This window comes from Chitinophaga sp. (assembly GCF_017745275.1).
In the GTDB taxonomy this organism is placed as follows: domain Bacteria; phylum Bacteroidota; class Bacteroidia; order Chitinophagales; family Chitinophagaceae; genus Chitinophaga.
Genome location: NZ_JAGHZS010000007.1, coordinates 434,737 through 459,575 on the forward strand (window position 1 = coordinate 434,737; position 24,839 = coordinate 459,575).

The following is a 24,839-nucleotide window of genomic DNA, read 5'->3' on the forward strand; positions in this document are numbered from 1 at the left end:
TCTACTACTCCGGCTAAAAAAAAATTTAAATTATTTTGTTTTGACGAAGGAGAGGTTGATTACCTCGCTGATTTTTTTGAGGGCCTGGGCCATATGTACATCAATGGTATTCACGGAGATATCGAGGATCTGGGCTACTTCTTTGTATTTAAGGCCATCTTCACGGATCAGTTTGAAAATCATTTTTCTTTTTGGCGGGAGGGCGTTGACGGCGGCCTCAATCCGTTTCACCATTTCGCCGGAAATGAAGATTTGTTCCGGTGTGGCATAGCTGACGCTAAAGTCCACTGCCAGCTCATCTAAACTGAAATGTTGAGTTCGGGCAGCTTTATTGAGGTAGTTGAGTGCAATATTTTTCGTAGATACATAGAGGTAAACCCGGAGATTTTCCACCTGGAGCAAGCGCTCCCGGTGGTTCCAGACGTTCATAAATACGTCTGACGCAATTTCTTCTGCCGACTCCCAGGATTTAATGATAGAATAGGCAAACTGACTCAATGGCTTGTAAAATAATCTGAACAATGCTTTGTAAGCCTGCTCATCGCCTAAAGAGGCCACCCGCTCCACCAGTAGCTGTATATTAGCTTCTTCCCTCAATGATTTCTTTTTTGGTTGAAAGTTGATCCCTAAAGATAATACGGATTCATATTAAATTAATATTGTTTTAGATCTTTTTTTATATAATATGTTTATCCCTAATATAACAGTATTGATGTTCCCCTATTTTTTGAACATAAAATACACGGCGCCGATGAGGAAGAAAAACGACACGAGGTAATTCCAGCGCAGGGGTTCTTTCAGGAAGGTGACTGCAAAAATGCTAAAAACAGTGAGGGTAACTACTTCCTGGATCGTTTTTAACTGAAACCCGTTGAAGCCATCCTGCATACCGTAGCGGTTGGCTGGTACCATGAAGCAATATTCAAAAAAGGCAATGCCCCAACTAATGAGGATCACCTTCCAGAGCGCTACATCCTGGTGTTTCAGGTGCCCATACCAGGCGAAAGTCATAAAAGTGTTGGAAACGGTAAGCAAAATGATGGTACGCATGAATATATGTAAAGTTTATGCCGCCAATTTACAGTTATCTGCGTTATTTATCCATATAAATAAAACAGCATATGTTTTTCAGGCAAAAAAAGAGGGACCGTAGTAGGTCCCCCTGGATCAAGCAAAATGGGGTTTCCATATTGATTGATGTTGTGTTGTTGGTTGCTATTTCATTTTAATTCAGACTATTGCTCAAGTTTGATTTCGCCCAGATCGGTTGCTTTACCGTCTTCTACCTTCACTTCTTTAATGATGGCATTTTTATAAGGGCTTTTACCAAGAATTGTAACGGTGTAAGTACCGGCTTTTGCAGCAGGGATGGTAAATGCACCCTGAGATACCGCACCTTTTAATTTATCGGTACCGTTATCTGCTTCTACTTCTGCAGCACCATCAGCGGGTGTAATTTTACCACTGATAGAACCAGCTTCCACAGCTACTCTTTTCAGGGAATCAGTACCCTGTAAAGAATCTACACGCTGCAGGGAATCAGTGCCCTGTAAGGAGTCTACACGTTGCAGAGAATCAAATCTCATCAGGGAATCAAATCTCATTAAGGAGTCGGTACCCTTTAAAGAATCGAGACTTTGCAGGGAGTCGATGCTTTGCAAAGAATCCAATCCGTACATTTTCATAGAATCCAGGCGAACCAGAGAATCTACACCTGCTACTGAATCCACCATTGCGGCGGTGCTGTCAACAGACTTTACTGCAACTACGTCAGCACTTTTAAAGGCGGACATTCCTACGACCATTGTTGCTAATGCGAGCATTCCTACAATTGATTTTTTCATGGCATTCAATTTTTTGTATGGTTAAAATTTAATGATGACTCTTTTCCGGCCTTAACAGAAGTGCATGGTTTTTGATATATGCCCTCATCGTTGGCTGCCGTATAATAACAATACATCCAGACATTCACTTACCATTAGTCAAAGAAATGTTAAAGTGAAAAAAAGAAATGGGAGCCATCTACAGGTAAGCGTTCGTAATTAGTAATTTTAAAAATTATCTTCGCACCACGGAAACAAATACAAAAGATCAAAAGCATGTTGCAATTGAGTAATGACGAAATAGTAAAAGGCATCCGGAGCAGAAATAAAGATGTATTTGAAGCTGTTTTTAAACAGTTCGCCCCTTCTATGTATAATATAGCAGTAAGGTATGTAAAGAATGAAGATGACGCGAATGATATGGTACAGGATGTATTCCTCAACTTGTGGAAAGGTGCGGAAAATGTGGATGAAAGAGCCCCTATTAATCATTACCTGGCGAGAGCAACCGTCAACACCTGTTTAAACCGCCTGAAAAAAGATCAACGCCAGGAAGTATATACTAAAGAACAAATGCTGCGTAGCGACCCCGCAGAAAATAATCATCAACTGCTGGAACATAAAGAATTGGAAGCACAATATCATAGTGCACTCGAAAAATTACCAGATCAATGTCGCCGTGTCTTTGAAATGAGTCGCCTCAAAGGCTTATCACCCGCCGAAATCGCTGCACAACTCAACATCTCTATTAATACCGTATATGCACATTTAACTACCGCATTGAAACGTTTGCGCGTAGACCTGATTAATAAATCCTGATCGTTTTGAAATTTTTTTTCAGATCGCTTAGTGGTATCACATACACTGGTTGTATTACTAATAAGTAGCCATGAATAATCAAACAGACATAGATATAGTAGTCCGTTACCTGGAGGATCCGGAAAACGAGCAGTTCAAGCAACAGCTCAATGACTGGATACAACAGGATGCTGGCAACCTGGATATTTTCCTGGATATGAAAGCCATGTGGCATGGAGATCCTCTCCCCGCTCCTTCTGCTTTCGACACCAACGGAAAATGGCAGGAACTGAATACCATGCTGGACGAAGTGCCTGTTACTACTACAACAGCCCCTGCTACTAATAATAATGGTGGCCGCGTTATTAAAATGAAACGCCGCTACTGGTGGGCAGCGGCAGCCGTGCTGGCTATTGCCGGTACCTGGACCTGGCTGGGGCCTGGTGGCTACCAGACTTACGCCACCGCACAGCAACAGGATAGCCTGAAACTGCCGGACGGTTCTATGATGTACCTGAATGCACATACACAGGTACGTTATGCCCGCGGATTTGGTAAAGCTAACCGCTTAGTAAAAATAGATAAGGGAGAAGCTTTTTTTGATGTCACAAAAAATGATGCCCTCCCCTTCATCGTGAACGCGCCCGAAGTGGAAGTACAGGTACTGGGTACCGCCTTCAACGTGAAAGCAGCTAACAGCGCAGTAAAAGTATTTGTGCAATCCGGTAAAGTAAGTGCCGCCTATAAAGGCACAGAGAAAAAAGTAATCCTCACTCCTGGTGAAGAAGCTTCTCTGAAGCATAATGGCCGCGAAATTGACACCCGCATACACAAAAAGAATAATAATATCCTGGCGTGGAAAACCCGGACCCTTACTTTTGATGACACGCCGCTGAATGAAGTAGCGGAATCATTGGAAGATTTCTATCATGTTCAGATCAAGATCAGCAATCAGCAACTGGCTGATAAAAAACTGCTGGCTACCTTCCCCAATATGTCATTGGATGAGGTGCTGGACATTATGAGAAAGACCCTTCAAATTAATATCACGCATAAAAACGACCTGGTAGACATCTACTAATACGCGCCTGACTCTTTGCTTATGCAGCAATCATTGCTACAGGCGCGTTACTCCAATACCAGGTTTGGGTGCGTGCCTGATTTTATTTTTATTGTTATCCTGGTATTGGCCAATGCTGTTGCTATGGCCCAAAACCCTATTGCCCCTCCGAAACGAATTACACTACAAGTCAGCAATGCGAGCCTGAAAACGGTAATCCGGGAAATAGAAAAGCAAACAAAATATACTTTCGCGATTTCATCTGAAGAGCTGGAAAGCCGCCATGGGGTAAGTTTACATGTACATAATGCCAGGCTTACGGAAGTACTTCCCAGCATTTTTCCTTCATCTAAGTATAAAGTAGAAATAAAAGACGGACAGATTATCGTCATCCCGCTCAATGCCGTTACACCGGAAGTAACGCCTGTTCCCAACAACAATACAGACAATAACAAATGGAGTATCACCGGCATGGTCACCGACGGTACGCAGCCACTCAGCGGGGTGTCTATCCGCGAAAAAGGCAGCACCAATGGCACAGCCACGGCGGAAAACGGGACATTTAAGCTGGACCTGGCCAATGCACAGGCTACCTTGCAGGTGTCGCTGATTGGTTACGAAACCAAAGAGGTATATGTGCGGGAACGCAGAAACATTACCGTGGTGCTGGAGCCAGATCTGCGTAAGCTTAATGAGCTGGTGGTACTGGGATACGGCCTGCAGAAACGCGCCAACATTACCGGCGCCATCGCCCAGGTAGATGGCGTGCGGCTGAGAAGTAGACCCGTAGCTAATGTGATGGCAGCCTTACAAGGTACCGCCACCGGCCTGGTAGTAACCCGCAGCAACGGACAACCCGGCCGCGAAGGCTTTAATATCCAGGTAAGAGGCGCCAGCTCAGCATCCGGTAATACCCCTATTATTGTAGATGGTGTACCTGGCTCCCTGGCCGTACTCAACCCGGACGATATAGAATCCGTGTCTATTCTCAAAGATGCATCCGCTGCGTCTATTTATGGCGCCCGTGGCGCGGGTGGCGTGGTGCTGGTCACCACGCGTACCGGCAAACCCGGTAAGCTGAGAGTAGACTTCAATACCCTCGCCGGCTTCGAAACACCTATCCGCCTGCCGAACCGGGTACCTTCCTGGAAAGCAGCCACTATGGAGAACGAAGCGGCCACCAATGCCGGTGAATTTGCGCCCTGGGATCCCGCAGAAATAGCCCTGATGAAGTCCGGCAACCATTACGCCATCGATTATCAACGCCCGGACTACTATAAATACTACTATAATTTTGATCCGATCTCCGTGCTGACCAAAAGTAAAACCGGCGTCCAGAACTACAATATATCCGTTAAAGGTGGCGATAGTAGCAACCAGTTCTCTGTGTCTTTAGGATATTTCGGGCGACAGGGACTTTTTGCCATAGGCCCTGATAAAACACATCGGGTGAATGCCCGGGCAAATATGAACAACCGGTTCAGCAAACATGTGAGCCTGGAAACCCGCTTATCCTATGCACAAACCAACACCTTCTCCCCTTCGCAAACGGTAGAAGGCCCTAACGGGTTGCTGGCAGGCCTTTACAGGGGCCCGGGAAATGTACCAGTATATGTGCCTAATACGAATCACTATGCTTACGGCGGTGCACCAACCTATGCGATATTGGAGAATGGCGGCGAACGCGATGAGAAAAATAACTATGTGGATGCAGTATTCACCTTACGCATCGACAGCATCGTGAAGGGGCTTACACTGCGACTGGTGTATAGTCCGCAGCAGCATACCCTGCAGGATAACCTGGGAAGAAATACCATTGCCCTATGGAATCGTGTGGACACAGCTGCGCTGGTACAACCGGATAATTTCCTGCAGCAAAGTAAGCTGATAGCTAAAGGCGGCAACCTGCAATTATTGGCGGACTATGATCTGAAAAAGGAAAAACACAATATTCACCTGCTTGGTGGCTATACACAGGAAACCTATAACACCACGCAAAATACAGCGGCAGCCTATAATGTTCCAACAACAGCGATTCAGCAGGATAGGTTCTCTAACGTTCCCGAATATACGCAGTTGCTGGCCGCCTCGGGGTCTATACAATCTTTCTTTGGCAAATTAAATTATAACTACGATAACCGCTACCTGCTGGAAGCCAACCTGATTGGTGCCCGGCTAACGCAGTACAGTACCTCCTTTCCCGGCGGTACACAGTGGCAGGCGTTTCCCTCTTTCTCTGCCGGATGGCGCCTGAATAATGAAACGTGGTTTAACAATGCCCTGCCGTTTTTCAACGACTTTAAACTACGCTGGTCCTGGGGCCGGCTGGGTAATGTAAACAGCTGGAACAGCATCCCGAATGATGAGCGGCTCCGGATTTTTACTTTTAATTACAACAGGCCCTTCCTGCCCTTTGTTTATAAGAACCCGGTGATACAGGCACAAGGATGGGAAAACATTTCTACCTACAACTATGGGTGGGATGCCACACTTTTCCGCGGAAGGTTGACCATTGCTGCAGATTATTTTGTGAAGCGAAACCGGGACATGCAAATCCCTGTATTAACGGCATCCACTACGGGCGCATGGCCCATCGATTTTCACCGTGGAGAAATGAAAACCTGGGGCTGGGAAATCAATGCCGGCTGGCGGGACGACCGGGGTCCTTTTACCTGGTATATCAACGCTAACCTGTTTAATAGCCAGAATAAAGTGTTGCGCAACGACAATGTAGTACCGCAGGCCGGCTGGAACCAGGGTATTGCGGGGTATCCTTACTCTTCTTTATTTGGCTACCAGGCGGAAGGTTATTTCCAAACTGCGGCTGAAGTAAGCCAGCATGCCTTTCAACATCCGCAAACAGGCCCCGGTGACCTTCGGTATAAAGACGTCAATGGCGATCATAAAATTGATAATGCCGACCTGGTATACCTGGGCAGCACCGATCCGCAATTCTCCTATGGTATAGACGCAGGCTTCGCCTGGAAAGGATTTGATTTCTCTGTTTTCTTCCAGGGCGTAGCACAACGCAAGGTAATGCCGGATCCCCGTTATAATGTGCCATTTACAGGCACCTGGCAGCAGCCATGGGACATCAACCAGGATTACTGGACGCCCACACATCTCGATGCGTTGTTTCCTCGTTTGTATATGAACGACCAGCAGAACACGGTGCCCTCTTCACACTGGGTAATGAACGGCGCTTATATCCGCCTTAAAAATCTGCAGCTGGGGTATACCATTCCCCGTCACTGGCTACAAAAAGTGAAGATTACCAGTTTGCGTGTTTACTTTTCAGGGCAGGATTTATGGGAAAATACGAAGATGAAAATAAGATACTATGACCCTGAACAGGCTGATGGATATAACGGGAACGTATATCCGTTTTTCCGTTCTTATACCCTGGGCTTAGGAGTGAGCTTTTAGTTTTTGTTTTTTATTATTTGATAAAGAAGATAAAAAGATAAGGGAAGATAGCTGCCAGATGTGGCTTCTATCTTCCCTTTGTCCTTTTTTATCTTTATAAAAGAATATACTACTCCGATTTCTTTCCTGCCAGCAGGTACAGCGCAGCCATACGAACTGCCACACCATTTTCTACCTGGTCGAGGATGATGGACTGACCTGAATCTGCCACATCCGAATTTATTTCTACCCCGCGGTTAATGGGCCCGGGGTGCATAATGACAATTTCTTTATTCAGGCTATCCAGGAGCTGACGGTTTACACCGTAAGCAAGGGAATATTCCCGGAGGGAAGAGAATAAAGGCGTGTTTTGTCTTTCCAGTTGAATACGCAACACGTTGGCTACATCGCACCATTGCAGCGCTTCCCGGATATCATAGCTCACATTTACACCAAGTGCAGCGGCCATGTATTTAGGGATCAGTGTAGGCGGGCCTACTACTGTTACCTCAGCGCCCAGTTTTTTAAGGCAGTAAATATTGGAGAGAGCTACCCTGGAGTGCATAATATCTCCGCAGATGGCGATCTTTTTACCTTCTACGCTACCCAGTCTTTCGCGGATAGAGAAGGCATCCAGCAGTGCCTGGGTGGGATGTTCATTGATACCATCACCTGCATTGAGGATAGGCACGTTGATGTGCTTGGCCAGGAAGTGCGGTGCGCCGCTGGCGGAGTGGCGCATCACCACCATATCCACTTTCATGGACAGGATGTTGTTCACCGTATCAATCAGCGTTTCCCCTTTGGATACGGAGGAGCCGGAAGCAGAAAAGTTAACCGTATCTGCACCCAGCCGCTTTTCCGCTAACTCAAAAGAGATGCGTGTGCGGGTAGAATTCTCAAAAAATAAATTAACAATAGTTGTATCGCGAAGCGTAGGAACCTTTTTAATAGGCCTTTGTAAAACCTCCTTAAACTGGTCGGCTGTTTGAAAAATAAGCTCTATATCCTGGCGCTGCAGATCGCGAATTCCGAGTAAGTGTTTTACAGAAAGTGACATTAATGTGCAAATATAAAGGGTGAAATCTGAATTCTGAAATCCGGATTCATATTAGTCAATTAGAATTACTTCGTCATTACCATCTCTTTCGTTCCATAATACCCTTACTTTCTGGGAAATGAGGGCGTCTATAGTCCGTCCGGTATAGTCCGGCTGAATAGGTAACTGTCTGCTGAATCGTCTGTCGATCAGCGTAAGCAGCTCTACCGAAGCAGGCCGGCCGAAATCCAGCATTGCATCCAGGGCCGACCGGATGGTGCGACCGGTATACAATACGTCATCTATCAACACTACCTTTTTATTTTCTATAGAAAAATCAATGCTTGTTTCGCTGGGTACATGTAACGTTTTGCTTTGATTAAAGTCGTCCCGGTAAAAGGTGATATCCAGTTTACCGTAGTCAATATGCGCGCCTGGTACCAATTTCAATAAGGTCTGGTGAATTCTGCCAGATAAATAAATCCCCCTGGGTTGCAGTCCTATCAGCACCGTTTGCTCAAACTGTAAATGATTTTCTATCAACTGGTGACAAAGCCTGTCTATCGTGATAGCCATCTGCTTGCCGTTTAGTATGGTTTTCAAAACACAACGTTTTAGGTGCCAAAAATAATGATTAAATGCAACAGATAAAAAGCTGATTGTGAGAAATAGCTGATTTTGAGGTGCTAAAAGCAGAAAGCTGAAAGCAAAAAGCTATTAAAGCGGATGATCGAAGCGGATTTTGTCAATAGCTTTTTGCTTTCAGCTTTCTGCTTTTAGCTTATATTTATGATATGAATCTCCTTAAGTCAATAATAGCTATGGCCGCTTTCTTCCAGCTCTGGGGTACCAACGCAGACGCTCAAATTAAAACAGGTGATAAAATACCCGCCTTTTCTCTACAGGACCAAAATGGAAAAACCTTTGATGTAACTACTGTTTTGGGGAAACAACCACTGGTGATTTATTTTTATCCGAAAGATGAAACCAGTGTATGCACCAAAGAAGCTTGTTCCTTCCGTGACTCTTTCCAGGATTTCCAGCAGTATGGCGCGATGGTAATTGGTATCAGTTCAGATGGTGTGGCTTCTCATAAAAGTTTTGCGACGCATCACAACCTTCCGTTTACGCTGTTAAGTGATCCTAAAAATGAAGTGCGTAAATTGTTTGGTGTGCCTAAAACGTTTGTGATACCCGGTCGCGTAACCTATATCGTGGATAAAAGAGGCATTGTGGTGCATGAGTTTAACTCCCTGCGCGATGGCGAGAAACACGTCACAGAAGCGCTGGCTGCCCTGAAAAAAATGCAATAACTAGTTCACCGCATGATGCTCTTCCATTATTTTACCTGAGGTAGTGATCCGCCAGGTAGTGAAGGCGCTGTCTGCCAAACCATGTGGTCATCTTCAGTAAATATTGCCACAACATATTTCCCTCCTACGGGAAAGGATATACGAGAACCGGTAATAGTATTTGCGGAGTGATATTTTGGGGAGGTGTTATTTAACTTATCCCGGGATTAGCTCAAGACGGGATAGCAACAATACTATAAACGTCTTAAATCTTTAAACGAGTTAATTTCTTCTTTCAGGGCAAACAATTGTATACCCCATATCAGGCCGCGTACCAGCGCAAAGGCTACCAGTGCAAGGGAAAACGATACCTGCATGAAACTGCCTTCTTCCCGGTTGGTGAGTGTAATCACGCGGATCAGGAATATAAATGCTACGATAAGGAAAACACCGGCTTTGATACCGGTTGTACGCATCTGTTTACCGAAATACTGATCAAAGCCCCTGGCAGCTGCTATACTGGCTTCGGGCTGAGGTGTACCGCCGGCAATGAGTCGCTGCTCGAGGTCGGCCACCCGGCGTTGTTTATGGTATTCTGAGAAGTAAGTTTCAATTATCTCTGCCTGCGTAGTTTCCATGATGCTAAAATGAGGGTGCAAGGTACAAAAAAGGCGATGGATATACATCCACCGCCTACATATAAATCATGAACATTTACTAAGCTTCTTTCAGGAACGGATACCGGTAATCGGTAGCAGGTACAAAAGTTTCTTTGATACTTCTTGCACTCAACCAACGGTAGAGGTTCAGCATAGAGCCGGCTTTATCGTTTGTACCGGAAGCACGGGCACCGCCAAATGGCTGCTGGCCTACTACTGCGCCGGTTGGTTTATCGTTGATATAGAAGTTACCTGCACTGTTCACCAGTTTGCGGGTAGCCAGTTCCACTGCATAACGGTCCTGTGCAATAACGGCACCGGTTAATGCGTATTCTGAAGTGGTATCTACTACCTGCATGATTTCCTCAAACTTATCTGCTTCGTATACGTGGATCGTCAGCACAGGGCCGAAGATTTCCTCGCACATGGTAACATACTTGGGATCGGTGGTTTCAATGACGGTAGGTTCAATGAAATAACCTTCTGTTTTGTTGTAGTTACCACCCGCAATAATTTTTACGGAAGGATCTTTCTTCGCATTGTCAATGTATTGCGCAATTTTATCGAAAGAGCGCTCATCGATTACTGCATTGATGAAGTTGCTGAAATCTTCTGTGGTACCCATTTTCATGGTTTTCAGTTCGGCAACTAATTTTGATTTTATATCGTCAGCAAGATTGTTTGGTATGTATGCACGGGAGGCAGCAGAGCATTTCTGGCCCTGGTATTCGAAAGCGCCGCGGGCTAAGGCGGTAACAGCAATATCTACATCGGCTGATTTGTGAATGAGCACGAAGTCTTTACCACCTGTTTCCCCTACGATGCGTGGGTAGGCTTTGTATTTGTGAATATTTTCGCCGATCGTTTTCCACATAGTCTGGAATACGCCGGTAGAACCGGTGAAGTGGATACCTGCGAAATGAGGATCTGCGAAGCAGATGTCGCCGATCAATGGACCACCTGCATATACCAGGTTGATAACACCGGCTGGTAATCCTGCTTCCATCAGCACTTTCATGATGATCTGAGCCGCAAATACCTGTGTGTTGGCGGGTTTCCACACTACAACGTTACCACACATGGCGGCGGAAGTAGGCAGGTTGCCGGCAATAGCGGTAAAGTTAAAAGGTGTAACAGCGAGTACGAAACCTTCCAGGGGACGGTATTCTACGCGGTTGTGGATGCCTGGCGCACATACAGGCTGCTGGCGGTAAATCTCGCTCAGGAAGTGTACGTTGTAGCGGAGGAAGTCTATCAGTTCACAAGCACTGTCAATTTCTGCCTGGAAAGCATTTTTGCTTTGACCGAGCATGGTAGCAGCGTTGATATGATAGCGATATTTGGTAGCGAGGAGTTCAGCAGCGCGTAAGAAGATGCCGGCGCGTTGTTCCCAATCCATATTGGCCCATTTTTCACGGGCTTCCAAAGCAGCTTTGATAGCGGCTTTAACGTGGGTGGCGTCACCCATATGGAAATGACCTAATTTGTGTTTGATTTCATGCGGAGGGCGCAGATCTACCGTTTTACCGGTACGGATTTCTTCACCGCCGATGTACATGGGTATATCAGCTACTTCTCCCTTAAATGCGGCTAGTTGTTTCTTTAGGGCAATTCTTTCAGCGGAACCTGGCGCATAAGATAACACAGGCTCATTGGCTGGTGCTGCGTATTCAAAGTATCCTGTATTCATTGTAACCTGATTTTATATTTGTTTATTTGGCTATTTACAGGCCTGGTGAAAACACCCCGACTGTAAACAACCAAATAAACAAATGACTACGTGTTTTGTTTCCGCAGCAAAATTAATGGTTACAAAGCCTTCTGACTTAATAATAATTAGTAGATCCTTATTAATTATTGTCCTCTTCCTTCTGCATCATCAGGTAAGCCTTGATAAATCCGTTCAGATCGCCGTCCATTACAGGCCCTACGTTACCTACTTCAAAATCGGTACGGTGGTCTTTGATCATTTTATACGGATGGAATACGTATGACCTGATCTGTGAGCCCCATTCGATTTTGCGTTTGTTGGCGTTGGCTGCATTTTTCAGCTCTTCTCTTTTACGGATCTCTTCTTCATACAGGCGCGACTTTAACATGGTGAGTGCCTTTTCGCGGTTCTCTCCTTGTGTACGGGCCTGCTGACATTCGATGATGATTCCGGAAGGGATGTGCTTTAAACGCACGGCAGTTTCCACCTTGTTTACGTTCTGTCCACCTTTACCACCGGAACGATAGAATTCCCATTCCAGGTCTGCAGGGTTGACAGCAATCTCGATAGTATTGTCTACTAACGGATATACATATACGGAGGCGAAAGAGGTATGCCGGCGTGCATTGGAGTCGAATGGAGAAATACGTACCAGTCGGTGTACCCCGCTTTCTGCTTTGAGGTGACCATAAGCAAAGTCGCCATCAAATTCCAGTGTAGCGGATTTAATCCCGGCACCATCTCCATATTGTGTATCAATTTCTGATACCTTCCAACCTTGTTTCTCTCCATACATGCGGTACATACGCAGCAGCATTTCGGCCCAATCCTGGCTTTCCGTGCCACCTGCACCGGAGTTAATGGTGAGTACTGCAGGCATTTCATCTTCCGGCTGGTTTAAAGTAGATTTAAATTCCAGGTCGTCCAAAGCCAGTACTGCAGCACCATACGCCTGTTCTACTTCTTCCTCGGAAGCTTCTCCTTCTTTGAAAAAATCGTTCAGTACCGCACTATCATCGATAGCCGCGTTCACCTGATCGTAAAGGTCCACCCAATATTTGTTTACCTTAATTTCCTTCAGAATCGAAGTTGCTCTGACGTTGTCATCCCAGAAACCGGGCGCCAGGCTTAGTTGTTTGTCGTTTTCTATTTTAGCTAATCGGTCAGGTACGTTAAAGAAAACCTCCCAGGACATATAAACGGTCCCTCATAGCTTTAAGTTGCTCAGCTGTCATAGCTGGCAAATGTATGTAAAAATACAGATATCTGCTAATGTCGGCTACATTTGTTTTACTTGTCCATTTTAGCATAATATTTGCGCAATAACGCGGTAACCATGTCGCTAATATTACAAAAAGTGTTTATTCATTATGGTCAGCCATGAAACCCTCATTTTTAAGAACAAATCTATCTTTAATACACTTGGTTATATCCTCATGGTGACAGTCAATGTATTGGCGGTAACACTTCCTATCAATGGCAAAACCACTGCCCAGATTTCAGCCGAGTATCCCAATCTTTTCGCACCGGCGGGTTTTACATTTTTGATCTGGGGGTTGATCTATCTTTCTATTGGTGCATTTATCATTTACCAGCTCTGGCTGGCCTTCTCCAATAAACATCCGGACGCATTATCACAGCTCATGCAAAAAATGAAGGAATGGTTTCTCATTTCCGCTGTGGCCAACGCCTGCTGGCTTTTTGCCTGGCACTACCGCCTGATCCCTGTTAGTGTAGTCATTATGTTTATGCTGCTCATTTCCCTGGTGATTATTCAGGTTAACTTTCGCATAGGCATGACAACAGCTACTGTAGCGGAAAGATGGCTTATCCATTTTCCTTTCAGCCTGTACCTGGGCTGGCTGGCCATTGCGGCCCTGGCCAATGTTACTACGCTGCTGGTATATGCCGGCTGGGAAGGCAACCTGCACACCCAAATCCGCTGGACCATCGGCATGATTGGACTGGGTACCCTGTCCAGCATAGCCATGGTATTGCTTCGCAACAATATCGTATACGCACTTGTTAGTGTATGGGCTTTCTATGGTATCCTTGTGAAAAGAAAGGGAGCGGATATACTGGAAGAGAATGCCATTGTACATAGTTGCATCATCGCCATCGGCCTTATTGCCATCACAATTTCCTGGCAATTCTACAGGAAACAGAAATCCTGAGTCTAAAAGATTATTTTTGACGCGCATTTAATATATACACTACTATGTTTCCATCTACCAATCCAACTACCACCAAATCGTGGGATGCTTTAAAGAAACACGCTGAAGAAATGAAAAAGGTACATATGCGTGCCTTGTTTATGGAGAATAAAGAGCGCTTTAGTCAATTCTCACTGCAGTTTGAAGACATCCTTTTCGATTATTCCAAGAATATTATTACTGAAGATACCCGTAACCTCTTATTAGGCCTGGCTAATGAATGTGGGGTACCAGATGCTATCAGGGCAATGTTTGGTGCAGAGAAAATCAACGTCACCGAAAACCGCGCCGTACTGCATACGGCCTTACGCAATACTTCCGACAAACCAGTGATGCTGGATGGCCGTGATGTAATGCCAGATGTAAAAGCAGTACTGAACAAAATGGATCACATCTGCCGGCAGATTCATTCCGGGGAATGGAAAGGATACACGGGCAAGCCTATACGTTATATTGTAAACATCGGCATCGGTGGTTCCGACCTGGGTCCGGTAATGGTAACAGAAGCGCTGAAACCTTACTGGAAGCCTAATATCCAAACCTACTTCGTTTCCAATGTAGACGGTACACACATCGCCGAAACACTGAAGAAAATCACACCGGATGAAACCCTTTTCCTGATTGCTTCCAAAACGTTTACCACGCAGGAAACCATGACCAACGCGCACACTGCCCGTAGCTGGTTCCTGGAACATGCAGCAGATGAAAAATTCATCGCCAAACATTTTGCCGCTTTATCTACCAATGAAAAAGCAGTAACCGCTTTTGGTATCGATCCTCAAAACATGTTTGAATTCTGGGACTGGGTAGGTGGCCGTTATTCTTTATGGTCCGCTATCGGCCTGTCAATTGCCCTCACCATTGGCTTCGACAATTTCACCGAGTTACTGGAAGGCGCACACGTGGTAGATAATCACTTCTCTCAAACACCGCTGGAACAAAACATTCCGGCCATCATGGCGCTCATCGGTCTTTGGTATGGTAACTTCTTTGGCAGCGCTACTGAAGCCATTCTTCCATACGACCAATACATGCACCGTTTTGCAGCTTATTTCCAGCAAGGTAATATGGAAAGCAATGGTAAAACGGCAGATCGTACAGGCCATAACGTTAGTTATGAAACCGGTCCTATTGTCTGGGGTGAACCAGGTACTAACGGACAGCACGCTTTCTACCAACTCATTCACCAGGGTACCCGTATCATCCCCTGCGATTTTATCGCACCTGCCATCAGCCACAACCCGATCGGTGATCATCATGTGAAGTTGTTATCCAACTTCTTTGCGCAAACAGAAGCCCTGATGAATGGTAAAACAGAAGCCGAAGTACGTGCAGAACTGGAGAAGTCTGGCGCCTCTGCAGAAGAGCTGGCGAAGATTGTACCATCGAAAATATTCAGCGGTAACCGTCCTACCAACTCCTTCTTGGTGAAGAAAATCACCCCTCGTTCACTGGGCTCACTGATAGCCCTATACGAACATAAGATCTTCGTACAGGGAGTCATCTGGAACATCTACAGCTTTGACCAATGGGGCGTAGAACTGGGCAAACAACTGGCCAGCAAAATACTGCCGGAGCTGGAAAATAACAATGTGATATTGAACCACGATGCCAGCACGAACGGGCTGATTAATGCGTGGAAGACAATGCGCACTGCGTAAGGCAAAAAGCATAAAGCGGAAAGCTAAAAGCTATTGTAGCGAATGATTAGGGCGAGTATGAATTACTCATCTGCTCCAATCATTCGCTACAATAGCTTTTAGCTTTCCGCTTTATGCTTTTACCTTAAAAAAGAACCCCCGGAGAAATCCGGGGGTTGACAATTATTTTAAGTAAAAAAATTGAGTAAAAAATCTTACCATTTGTCTACCTCATCTGAGCTGTGTGAAGCTGGCGCAGCTACTGACGCCTCTACAGGAACTACTTCAGCTACAGCTGAAGTGCGTACTTCCGCACCGTCTGCATCTGCTTCGTCCTGTTCTTCCTGCACATAATCATGGTTGTACGCATCGAAGTCGAAATCGGGCATCAATTCTGTTTTCACATAGTTGATGGTTTCGGTCAGTGCGTTCAGGAACTTGTTGAAGTCTTCCTTGTACAGGAATACCTTGTGCCTGTCATAACCATTGTCATTAAAACGTTTCTTACTTTCTGTTATAGTAAGAAAATAGTCGTTTCCCCGAGTGGTCTTTACATCAAAGAAGTACGTTCTTCTTTTGCCCGCTTTCAATCGTTTAGAAAAGATGCTATCATTGTTTCTTTCCTGTTGATTGTTGTTTTCGTACGCCACAGTTGATAGATTTAAGTGTTAACGAATCAAATCCTGTTACAATAAGAAACAAATATACTATTGTTTTACAAATATCAAAATATTTTTAAATGATTTTGAAAAATCATAAAACCAGCGTGTAACCGGCCTCCGTAGGGGATATACAAGCACATGATTGCTACTCAGTTACACTTTCCTCTTCACCGGATTGCTGACGGGTATACAGATCTGCGTAATAACCATTCAATGATAATAAATCGCTATGCGTGCCCTGCTCTACTATCTTTCCTTCGTCCAGTACAATGATTTTATCAAACTCAAATAACGCAAAAATGCGATGGGTAATAATGATGGCTGTTTTGTTTTTCAGATAGGCATACAGGTTGCCAATGATTTCCTTCTCTGTACGGGCATCCACGGCCGATAAGCAGTCGTCGAAAATGAGGATATCCGGGTTCTTGATCAATGCCCGGGCGATGGAAATACGTTGTTTCTGTCCACCGCTCAGCGTTACACCCCGCTCTCCTATTTCCGTATCAAAGCCTTCACTGAAGCCGAGGATATCTTTTTCTACTGAAGCCTGTCTGGCGGCGGTTTGCACCGTTTCCAGGCTCGCGGAAGGATCACCAAAACGAATGTTATTGGCAATACTGTCTGAAAACAGGAATACGTCCTGTGGCACATAGCTGATCTGGCCACGTAAACTGGACAGTTCCAGCTGCCTGACATCCAGGTTATCTACCATCACTTTGCCTTTCTGCGGGTCGTACATACGGATAAGCAGTTGTGCCAGCGTGCTCTTACCAGAGCCGGTACGACCAATGATCGCCACCTTTTGCCCGGGTGCAATATCCAGGTTAAAGTTGCTGATGGCAGTGATACCGGTATGCGGATAAGTGAACGTTACATTTTCCAATCGCACGCCACCTTGCAGTTTCGCGGCTTTGGCACCAGGCAGATCCTTAATGGTCGGCTCCTGTTGTAAAAATTCGTTTAGACGTTGTTGTGAGGCGGCGGCACGTTGAATCATTGCTGCTACCATACCGATGGAGAAGAAAGGAAACATCAGCATGTTGACGTAAATCACGAACTCTGCGAGGTTGCCCACGGTAATGTTGCCATGTATCACCTGTATACCGCCGATGAAGATGGTGAGTATTACGCTCAGTCCAATCATCAGCGCCATCGTTGGCTGAAACAGTGCATCTGTTTTTGCCAGGCTGATAGAGCTTTGTTTGTATGCTTCACTCGCTTCCTCGAAATGTCGTGCGCTGGCTTCTTCCTGGATATATGATTTAATAACGCGGATACCACTGTAAGACTCCTGCGCAATAGATGTAATATTCGATAACTGCGATTGTATCCTTTCACTTTTACGGTGAATAATCCTGTTCACATAGTAAATCGTTAGTGCCAGGAAAGGCAGCGGCGACAATGTATACAGCGTCAACAACGGGTTCACCTGTAACATCAGGTACACAATAATAACGATGAGAAACAAGGTGCGGGAAGCATACATAATGGCAGGGCCTACGTACATACGTACCCGTGATACATCTTCCGTTATACGGCTCATGAGGTCGCCGGTACGATGCATCTTAAAGAAATTCAGGTCCAGCTTCTGGTAGTGCTGGTATATTTCATTCTTCAGATCGTATTCAATGTGGCGGCTCATTACAATCAGTGTTTGTCTTTGCAGAAAAAGAAAGAAGCCACTAAGCAGTGCAAAGAGCAGAATGCTCACACCATAAAATGCGAGTACATGTGTAAAGTCTGCGCGGAATAAGCCTTTGAGCGAGGTATCACTCAAAAGCCTGTATTCATCGATGTTATGAGAAAGCAGGTCAAAGATCTGCCTGACCATAATGGGTTGAAAAACGCTGAATACAATAGATATCGCGGTAAACAACAATCCGAGAATCAGGCGCCATTTATTGGAGAGAAAATATTTATTAAGTGCGGCCAGGTGTTTCAATAGTTGTCAATTTGCTGACAAAAATATGGAATTTAGCAGAAAGCATAAAGCCGAAAGCATAAAGCTATTGTAGCGATTGATACAAGCGAGTATTGAATTATTATTCGCGCTTTTCAATCGCTACAATAGCTTTATGCTTTCGGCTTTATGCTTTCTGCTTTACTTTGCCACGAAGGAATTCAGTATTCCATCCAGTTGTGGTGCATATTTTTCCAGTTCATCGGCGAGGGTTGTCATGGTAATGGCGTACACTATGTTGTGTTTCACCAGCACAGTAACAATGATATTCAGTTTAGTACCGGTTTCCCTGTGTGTATACTGGCATTTCAGCCATTTAGCTTTCACATCTGTCACCGTACGTTCCCCGTCTGCCAGTTGCTGATAGCCGTCGAAATAATTTTGCATTTCCTGTTGGGTAGTGGCCATGTACTTATCTAACGAAGAGCCACTTTTCAACTCCTGGGTAATAATATTTACGTTGGCCTGAAACGCGCTTCCTGGCTGCACAGGAGCCATCATAAAGGTATATTCCACCCGGCTGATAACAGTATCTTTTTTACTCCAGCCTTCGGGTGTTTGTACAGAAAAGGTGCCGTTACCAGCATTCATACCAGGCGCTTTTCCAGCCTGCTCCAGTATTTCAGCGCTACTTAGTTCTTTGGGAGATTTGGTGCCGTTATTACAGGCGCCCATGCTTAACAAACAAACTGCCGCGGAGATCAATTGTATTTTCATCGTGCACAAAAGGGATAAAAACTGCTCCGGCAGAAAGCTACCAGAGCAGTTAGAATGATTATAAACTTTTCAGTGCAGCTATAATTTTGGATTCTGCATCCGCAGCCGCAACTTCTTCTTTCACAAATTTTTGACCGGTAATATTTTCAAACAGCTCGATGTAACGCTCGCTTACACTGTTTACAAATTCGTCTGTCATTTCAGGTACCTGTTGTCCTTCTTTACCCTGGAAACCGTTAGCCATCAGCCATTCGCGAACGAACTCTTTACTGAGTTGTTTCTGCTGGGTACCATTTTTTTGATTTTCTTCGTAGCCTTCTGCATAGAAGTAACGGGAAGAATCCGGTGTATGGATTTCGTCAATTACGTAAATGGTATCACCGATTTTTCCGAACTCATATTTGGTATCCACCAGGATCAGGCCACGGGCTTTCGCCATTTCCTTACCTCTCTGGAATAAAGCAAGGGTATATTTTTCCAGTTGTTCGTAGTCTTCTTTGCTTACCAGGCCTTGTGCAATGATTTCATCACGGGAAATGTCCTCGTCATGTCCTTCATGCGCTTTGGTGGTAGGGGTAATAATTGGTTCAGGGAAGAAGTCGTTTTCTTTCATTCCTTCAGGCATCGTAACGCCGCACAATACACGCTGACCTGATTTATAGGTTCTCCAGGCGTGACCGGTGAGGTTACCACGTACCACCATTTCTACCGGGAAAGTTTCGCATTTCAAACCGATGGTGACGTTGGGCAACGGAGATGATTTTACCCAGTTAGGTATAATATCCTTAGTGGCTTCCAGCATAATAGCAGCCACCTGGTTCAGCACCTGACCTTTGAAAGGAATCGGGCGCGGCAGTACTACGTCAAATGCAGAGATACGATCACTTACTACCATTACCATCAGCCTGTCATCAATGGTGTAAACATCACGTACTTTTCCTTTGTAAAAGGCAGTTTGACCTGGCAATTTGAAATTTGACTCTAACATGAATAAAAATTAATAATTAAAGAAGTAAATCACTGTTACGAGGTGCAAAAGTAATTAGGAATCACCTGAATTTCAGCGATTGTGCGATTTTTTTTCTTGATCAGGATTAAACTGATTATACTGATTTAATTTTTTGTTTAGGGAGATGCCTGCCTTTTGCTGCTGGCTGCTCAGCCAACATTTGTCAACTGCCGGCTGTTGCTGGCATAAGGCCGAAGTAACCCAATGATCACTTCATTTTCCGCGTAAGGCGTCAGGTATTCCCGGAACTGTTCGACCTCCGAAGTATCAATGTTGGCAGGGATATAGCCCATACCATAAAAGCGGCCTTTCTCCATCAGGATGCAGCTCTTTTCTTCCGGGTGGCGGCCTTTGTCTACAATGATTACAGAGGGCTGCTGTTCCTGCAGGAAAGCTACCGCCGCTTTCATACGCTCGTTGTAGGTAGCCGGGGCTTCTGCTTTTTCACACGCGCCTTTACAGGTGGCCGCAGTAACGCCGGCGCAGGTGCCACTCCCCTTTTGCAGGAAGCATAATTTAGGACATAGCTCAAACTCCTTAATCAGTGAGCGTAGCAGCCGATGTCCGTCGATGAGCAGGTTAAAGCTGTGTACAGGGTGCGAATATTTGCGCTTTTTCTCGATGGCCAGCCGGAGATAACCCTGCTGGTCTTCAAACAGGTAGAAGCCGTAGCGGAACTCCACCCTTTTCTGTGAATAGTTGAAAACAGGCCACAGGCGCTTGATTTCCACAGATTCCAGGATACAGGCCATCAGCTCCGTAGCTGTTTCCTGATGGGTAATGCTATAAATAGTTCTCAGGAAATTTTGCCGCTGACGACTGGTACTGTGCCCTGTAAAGTGGCTGTTGACACGCTTCTTCAGGTCTTTCGCCTTGCCTACGTATACAATTTTTCCTTTCTGATCGTGGAAATAATATACGCCGGGCCGGTCTGGCAGCGACTTAACCTGTTCCGGTGGCAGGTTAGGCGGCAGGAACTGTTCTTTGGATCCCACCTTTAGGGCAGCTGCAATGTGTTTTTCTTTATCATTGGCCAGTAACAGGCCGAAAAGCTTTGTAGTGGCTTCTGCATCGCCGCCGGCGCGGTGACGGCCATTAACGGGGATGCCGAAATGCCGGCAGATGTTACCCAGGCTGTAGGATTTCAGACCGGGAAATATTTTCCGTCCCAATCGTACCGTACAAAGCTTTTTGCATTGCAGGTCCAGCCCCACATTGCCCAACTGGTGTTTGATAAAGGAATAATCGAAGTTAACGTTATGCGCTACAAAAATGCGGTCCTTCAACAAGTCGTACAACAGTGGAGCTATCGCCTCAAAGGGCGGTGCCGTTGCTACCATACTGTTACTGATACCCGTGAGTGATTCAATGTAATAAGGAATGGGGATACCGGGGTTTACCAATGTCTGGTAATGTTGCGTGATTTCCTTTCCGTCATACAAGAAAACGGCGATTTCCGTAATGCCATTAGCGCTGGCATGGCCGCCTGTTGTTTCTATATCTACAATTGCATACATCCGTTACAAAGATAGGGATTGTTGTTGCTTATGCAAGCGCCTTAATCCAAGCAATGCCAGCAAGGTATAAAAGGCGGACAATGCCAGCAAATGCAGCACAGACGGTACATTATCAGCAATAGTACCGCCGGTTTGCACTACAGACTCATAGATCCGGAGAAATGGCGTGGTGGGTACCATTGATGATAACCACTGCAACGGCACCGGCAAGGAATCGTATGGCCACGCATAACCGGCAATCAGGAACACCGGGTAGGTGGAAAAAACCATCATCTGAGCTGCCATCAACTGACCGGGAAACATAGTGCCCAGCCACATCCCAAGGGGAATGAGGGTAAAAAAGAAACAGCCAAACGCTACCACGATGTCGATCACATGGCCCCGGAAGGGAATGTTCAGGGTTGTAAAATTTACTGTCATGAAGAAGAAGGCATAGCAGCAAAACAACACCATGTAAAAAAGGCCTTTGCCCCACAAGGTAGCTGACAAGCTACCACCACCCATATTAATTAATTCCGGCACCTTTAATCTTTCCTTGTCAAGCGCCATACTTTCGGACAGCCCTATCAGTAAAGTCTGCTGTAATATCAGGGCCAGCAAACCTGGTAGCAGGAAGGCGCCGTAACTGGAACGAGAATTATACATAGGCCGGTAGTCCAGGTTTACAGGTTGGGTTTCCCGCATCGCCATCTGGGTATTCAGCCCCTGCATTTCGTTGTATTTCAGACGCACGCCCGCTCCCACCGTGAGGGCCAATGTAGTAATGGCGCCGGCCAACTCGCTGGAAGGCAGGAAGCGCGCGGCATTCACGGCCAGTACTATATCCCCCTGCTGTAAAGCCAATACTTTCTTTTGCACGCCATCGGGAATATAGAGATAGCCCTGGCAATCGCCGTAGTACATTTTCTCTTGTGCATCTTTCAGACCTACCACTCCCACCAGGTCAACTATCTGCATTTTGGCCAGCTGCTGCAGGAAGGTGCGGGATAATTCGCTCTTATCATCATCCGCCACGGCCAGGGTTACTTTTTCTTCTACCTTATAACTATATATACTGCCATAGAAAAAAGCATACAGGAGCGGCGCTATCAGCAAGGTAAGCAGGAGACTATGGTCTTTAGCCACCAGCTTAACTTCCCTCAGGAACAACCGGGTAATATGATAAAAAAAGTCACGCATGCACCAATGATAGTTTATTCAACCTGCGTTGCAGGAATAGCAAGGCCACCGGGAAGGTGACAAGGATATAAATGAAAAGCTGCCCTATTTCTTTATGTACATAATGCAATGGCAATTCCATAAAATACACTTTAAAGAATCCATCCAGGAAAGGCGTGAAAGGCATCAGCCATGCATAATACTGATCGTACCAGGGCATGGCCCAGCGGGGAAAAGTAAAGCCACTGAATACAAAGGCGGGTGAAGTATAAAACAGTCCCAGGTCACAGGCCACCATCACATCACTCACTATTGCCGACACCATAAAGCCAATGCTGATACAGGCAATAATGAGCAGGCTAAAAAGGGTAAACAGCGCCCAGGACCCGCCGATACGGCCGCTGGCGAAAACAGGGTATACAATACATGTTACCAGGATATAATGCAGCCAACTGACACCCAGATACGCCAATCCTTTTCCCAGCAATACATTGGAGGCCGAGCCGTTCGCAATATTATTCAGTTCTGTCAGCGTGCCCCGCTTCCCTTCGAGGTTAATGGCCAATATAGTTACCATGATGATCATCATTTGCAGCGCTACTGCAATCAGGCCTGGCACCAGGTACTGCAGGTAACTGAACTGTGGATTATATAAAAGATAAGAAGTTAGTTTGATGGGCTGCACCAGTGCCATGGCCTTTCCTGCCGGCATACCTGTTTTGACGAACTTCTGCAGCACCACGCCGGAACCAGCCGTAATCAACACTTTGGCGGCATCTTTATAAATCAGTTTCGCCGTTACCACGGATGCGCCATTGGTATACAACGTAATATATACCGGTTGATGGCTTTTAATATGATCATCCATGCGGGCGGGGAAATGAATGGCGCCCTGGAGAACGCCCCGCTGCATCATCTCCTCTATCGCCGCTTCGTTGTGTACCTGTTGTGTGATATGAATGCTTTCGGTTTGTTCCAGCATAAAGGTAAACTGCCTCGACAAGGGCGAGTTGGACTCATCCCAGATAGCCACAGGCAAGTCGCGCGCAAACTGGTTTTTATAGATATAGCCATATAGAAAACATACCAGTGCAGGCAATATCAGCAGTACCACGTAATGCTCTGGTAGCGTGAGAATCCGCTTCCATTCCCGGAGGGTGATATGAGTAATGGCACGTAGCATCATGGCAGGGTCATGGAGGCTGTCATGCCAGGGCGTAGCCCTTTAATGGCTGCCTGGTTAATGGGTTTCAGATCGACCGTAAACGTGCGCAGTTCAAATTTGCCGGTTTCCTTCACGGGTACCCAGTTGGCAAAAGTGAGCGACGGCGCCACTTTGGCTACTTCTGCTTCAAAGTTTTCCGGGTCGCAGCCTGGTACCCTCATCGTAAACCTGCTGCCGGGGGGAAAATCTTTCATATCATCCTGCCGGATATTATAAGTGATGTGATAGGTAGCTGGTTTCTGTATGGTCATCAGCGGGTATCCGATGGCTACAATTTCGCCTTCTTCAATGACCATGGAAGTGATGATGCCATCTGAGGGAGCATGAATGTAGGTGTTGTCCGATAAGGCTTTGGTGAGTTCATACCCCTGCTGCGCCTGGCGTACAATCGCTTCAGCGGTAGTAATCAACTCCGGCCTGCTGCCTTGCTGCAACATATCCATATTCAGTTTGGCGGTTTCCATTTCTTTTTTGGCGGCCTGTAGTTTAAAATAAACGAGATCTTTTTCCTGGCCGGAAATCACATCATCATCAAACAGGTTTTGCATGCGCTGATAGGTTTTCTGCATCAGCTCATACTGGCGTTGGGTGATGTTATAAAGATTATCTGCGGCTTTGATGGCTTCCGGGCGGGCACCTTTCTGTAACAGCGTGAGTTGTCCTTTTGCGGCGTCGATGGCTGCTTCCGCCTGATTGCGGATCGCATTTATTTCGGTAGATCTGAGTACGCCCAGCAGTTGTCCTTTGCGGATGGTATCTCCCTGCTTGACTAAAAGACTATCGAGCCGGCCGGGAAATTCAGCGGCTACGTCTACATAGTCTGCATCTACCATCCCGATCACCGACTTATCTGCTGTTGCCGGCTTCTTCACAAAAAAGAACAGCGCAATAATTAATATGGCAATGGGGATCAGCAGCGCCCAATAATTTTTGAATATGCCTTTCATGAAT

The 24,839-nt window shown here is 45.8% G+C and carries 22 protein-coding genes; 6 read left to right on the top strand and 16 right to left on the bottom strand.

The genetic code is table 11. The features are described 5' to 3' along the window. Positions 1–30: 30 nt before the first annotated feature. The 3 genes from J7623_RS21280 to J7623_RS21290 all read right to left on the bottom strand — a co-directional run bounded on the left by J7623_RS21280 (position 31) and on the right by J7623_RS21290 (position 1,844). Positions 31–597: an RNA polymerase sigma-70 factor gene (locus tag J7623_RS21280; protein WP_291924171.1), complete on the bottom strand. Its 567-nt coding sequence runs from the start codon at positions 595–597 to the stop codon at positions 31–33. Positions 598–720: 123 nt separating this feature from the next. Further along, positions 721–1,050: a DMT family protein gene (locus tag J7623_RS21285; RefSeq protein ID WP_291924172.1), complete on the bottom strand. Its 330-nt coding sequence runs from the start codon at positions 1,048–1,050 to the stop codon at positions 721–723. 185 nt (positions 1,051–1,235) lie between these two features. Continuing rightward, a complete protein-coding gene (locus J7623_RS21290; RefSeq protein WP_291924174.1) occupies positions 1,236–1,844 on the bottom strand; it encodes a hypothetical protein in 609 nt (202 codons plus the stop codon). A 255-nt stretch (positions 1,845–2,099) separates the two neighbouring features. On the opposite strand from J7623_RS21290, the gene J7623_RS21295 reads away from it, so the two are divergent. The 3 genes from J7623_RS21295 to J7623_RS21305 all read left to right on the top strand — a co-directional run bounded on the left by J7623_RS21295 (position 2,100) and on the right by J7623_RS21305 (position 7,107). After that, entirely contained in the window at positions 2,100–2,642 is a 543-nt protein-coding gene (locus J7623_RS21295; protein ID WP_291924176.1) for an RNA polymerase sigma-70 factor, read from the top strand. A 70-nt stretch (positions 2,643–2,712) separates the two neighbouring features. Continuing rightward, positions 2,713–3,702, top strand: a complete 990-nt coding sequence (locus tag J7623_RS21300; RefSeq protein ID WP_291924178.1) for a FecR domain-containing protein — start codon at positions 2,713–2,715, stop codon at positions 3,700–3,702. A 21-nt stretch (positions 3,703–3,723) separates the two neighbouring features. After that, positions 3,724–7,107: a TonB-dependent receptor gene (locus J7623_RS21305; protein ID WP_291924180.1), complete on the top strand. Its 3,384-nt coding sequence runs from the start codon at positions 3,724–3,726 to the stop codon at positions 7,105–7,107. A gap of 109 nt (positions 7,108–7,216) precedes the next feature. On the opposite strand, the gene J7623_RS21310 is transcribed toward J7623_RS21305, so the two are convergent. Further along, positions 7,217–8,146, bottom strand: coding sequence for an aspartate carbamoyltransferase catalytic subunit (locus J7623_RS21310; RefSeq protein ID WP_291924181.1), 930 nt, complete (start codon positions 8,144–8,146; stop codon positions 7,217–7,219). 51 nt (positions 8,147–8,197) lie between these two features. Then, positions 8,198–8,728, bottom strand: coding sequence for a bifunctional pyr operon transcriptional regulator/uracil phosphoribosyltransferase PyrR (gene pyrR / locus J7623_RS21315; protein WP_291924184.1), 531 nt, complete (start codon positions 8,726–8,728; stop codon positions 8,198–8,200). Positions 8,729–8,919: 191 nt separating this feature from the next. Here pyrR and J7623_RS21320 point away from each other — a divergent pair, with 191 nt between their 5' ends. Beyond that, positions 8,920–9,438: a peroxiredoxin gene (locus J7623_RS21320; RefSeq protein WP_291924186.1), complete on the top strand. Its 519-nt coding sequence runs from the start codon at positions 8,920–8,922 to the stop codon at positions 9,436–9,438. 233 nt (positions 9,439–9,671) lie between these two features. Here J7623_RS21320 and J7623_RS21325 read toward each other — a convergent pair whose 3' ends face one another. From J7623_RS21325 to prfB, 3 genes are all read right to left on the bottom strand, one after another. Beyond that, positions 9,672–10,055 (bottom strand): hypothetical protein, encoded by a 384-nt coding sequence (locus J7623_RS21325; protein WP_291924188.1) that lies wholly within the window; start codon positions 10,053–10,055, stop codon positions 9,672–9,674. Between the two features lie 79 nt (positions 10,056–10,134). Next, positions 10,135–11,766: an L-glutamate gamma-semialdehyde dehydrogenase gene (gene pruA, locus J7623_RS21330; RefSeq protein WP_291924190.1), complete on the bottom strand. Its 1,632-nt coding sequence runs from the start codon at positions 11,764–11,766 to the stop codon at positions 10,135–10,137. A gap of 160 nt (positions 11,767–11,926) precedes the next feature. Further along, positions 11,927–13,022 (bottom strand): peptide chain release factor 2 gene (prfB, locus tag J7623_RS21335; protein ID WP_291924192.1). Its coding sequence is split into 2 segments (ribosomal slippage): positions 11,927–12,961 and positions 12,963–13,022, totalling 1,095 coding nucleotides; the frame shifts between segments, so codons are not numbered across the junction. A 135-nt stretch (positions 13,023–13,157) separates the two neighbouring features. Here prfB and J7623_RS21340 point away from each other — a divergent pair. Both J7623_RS21340 and pgi read left to right on the top strand, forming a co-directional pair. Then, positions 13,158–13,961, top strand: coding sequence for a hypothetical protein (locus J7623_RS21340; RefSeq protein ID WP_291924194.1), 804 nt, complete (start codon positions 13,158–13,160; stop codon positions 13,959–13,961). Between the two features lie 44 nt (positions 13,962–14,005). Beyond that, on the top strand, positions 14,006–15,661 hold the full coding sequence (gene pgi / locus J7623_RS21345; RefSeq protein ID WP_291924196.1) for a glucose-6-phosphate isomerase: 1,656 nt from the start codon (positions 14,006–14,008) through the stop codon (positions 15,659–15,661). Between the two features lie 194 nt (positions 15,662–15,855). Here pgi and J7623_RS21350 read toward each other — a convergent pair whose 3' ends face one another. The 8 genes from J7623_RS21350 to J7623_RS21385 form a co-directional block, all read right to left on the bottom strand. Continuing rightward, positions 15,856–16,290, bottom strand: a complete 435-nt coding sequence (locus J7623_RS21350) for a DUF3276 family protein (protein WP_291924197.1) — start codon at positions 16,288–16,290, stop codon at positions 15,856–15,858. 157 nt (positions 16,291–16,447) lie between these two features. After that, positions 16,448–18,244: an ABC transporter ATP-binding protein gene (locus tag J7623_RS21355; protein WP_291924199.1), complete on the bottom strand. Its 1,797-nt coding sequence runs from the start codon at positions 18,242–18,244 to the stop codon at positions 16,448–16,450. 159 nt (positions 18,245–18,403) lie between these two features. Then, a complete protein-coding gene (locus tag J7623_RS21360) occupies positions 18,404–18,979 on the bottom strand; it encodes a DcrB-related protein (protein WP_291924200.1) in 576 nt (191 codons plus the stop codon). A gap of 58 nt (positions 18,980–19,037) precedes the next feature. Continuing rightward, positions 19,038–19,967: a phosphoribosylaminoimidazolesuccinocarboxamide synthase gene (locus tag J7623_RS21365; protein WP_291924203.1), complete on the bottom strand. Its 930-nt coding sequence runs from the start codon at positions 19,965–19,967 to the stop codon at positions 19,038–19,040. Positions 19,968–20,137: 170 nt separating this feature from the next. Continuing rightward, positions 20,138–21,505 carry an exonuclease domain-containing protein gene (locus J7623_RS21370; protein WP_291924204.1) on the bottom strand — a complete coding sequence of 456 codons (1,368 nt, stop codon included), beginning with the start codon at positions 21,503–21,505 and terminating at the stop codon, positions 20,138–20,140. 3 nt (positions 21,506–21,508) lie between these two features. Continuing rightward, on the bottom strand, positions 21,509–22,684 hold the full coding sequence (locus J7623_RS21375; RefSeq protein ID WP_291924205.1) for an ABC transporter permease: 1,176 nt from the start codon (positions 22,682–22,684) through the stop codon (positions 21,509–21,511). Then, entirely contained in the window at positions 22,677–23,849 is a 1,173-nt protein-coding gene (locus J7623_RS21380) for an ABC transporter permease (protein WP_291924206.1), read from the bottom strand. The genes J7623_RS21375 and J7623_RS21380 overlap by 8 nt, the downstream gene beginning before the upstream one ends. Continuing rightward, on the bottom strand, positions 23,846–24,835 hold the full coding sequence (locus J7623_RS21385; RefSeq protein ID WP_291924207.1) for an HlyD family secretion protein: 990 nt from the start codon (positions 24,833–24,835) through the stop codon (positions 23,846–23,848). The genes J7623_RS21380 and J7623_RS21385 overlap by 4 nt, the downstream gene beginning before the upstream one ends. Between the last annotated feature and the right edge of the window lie 4 nt (positions 24,836–24,839).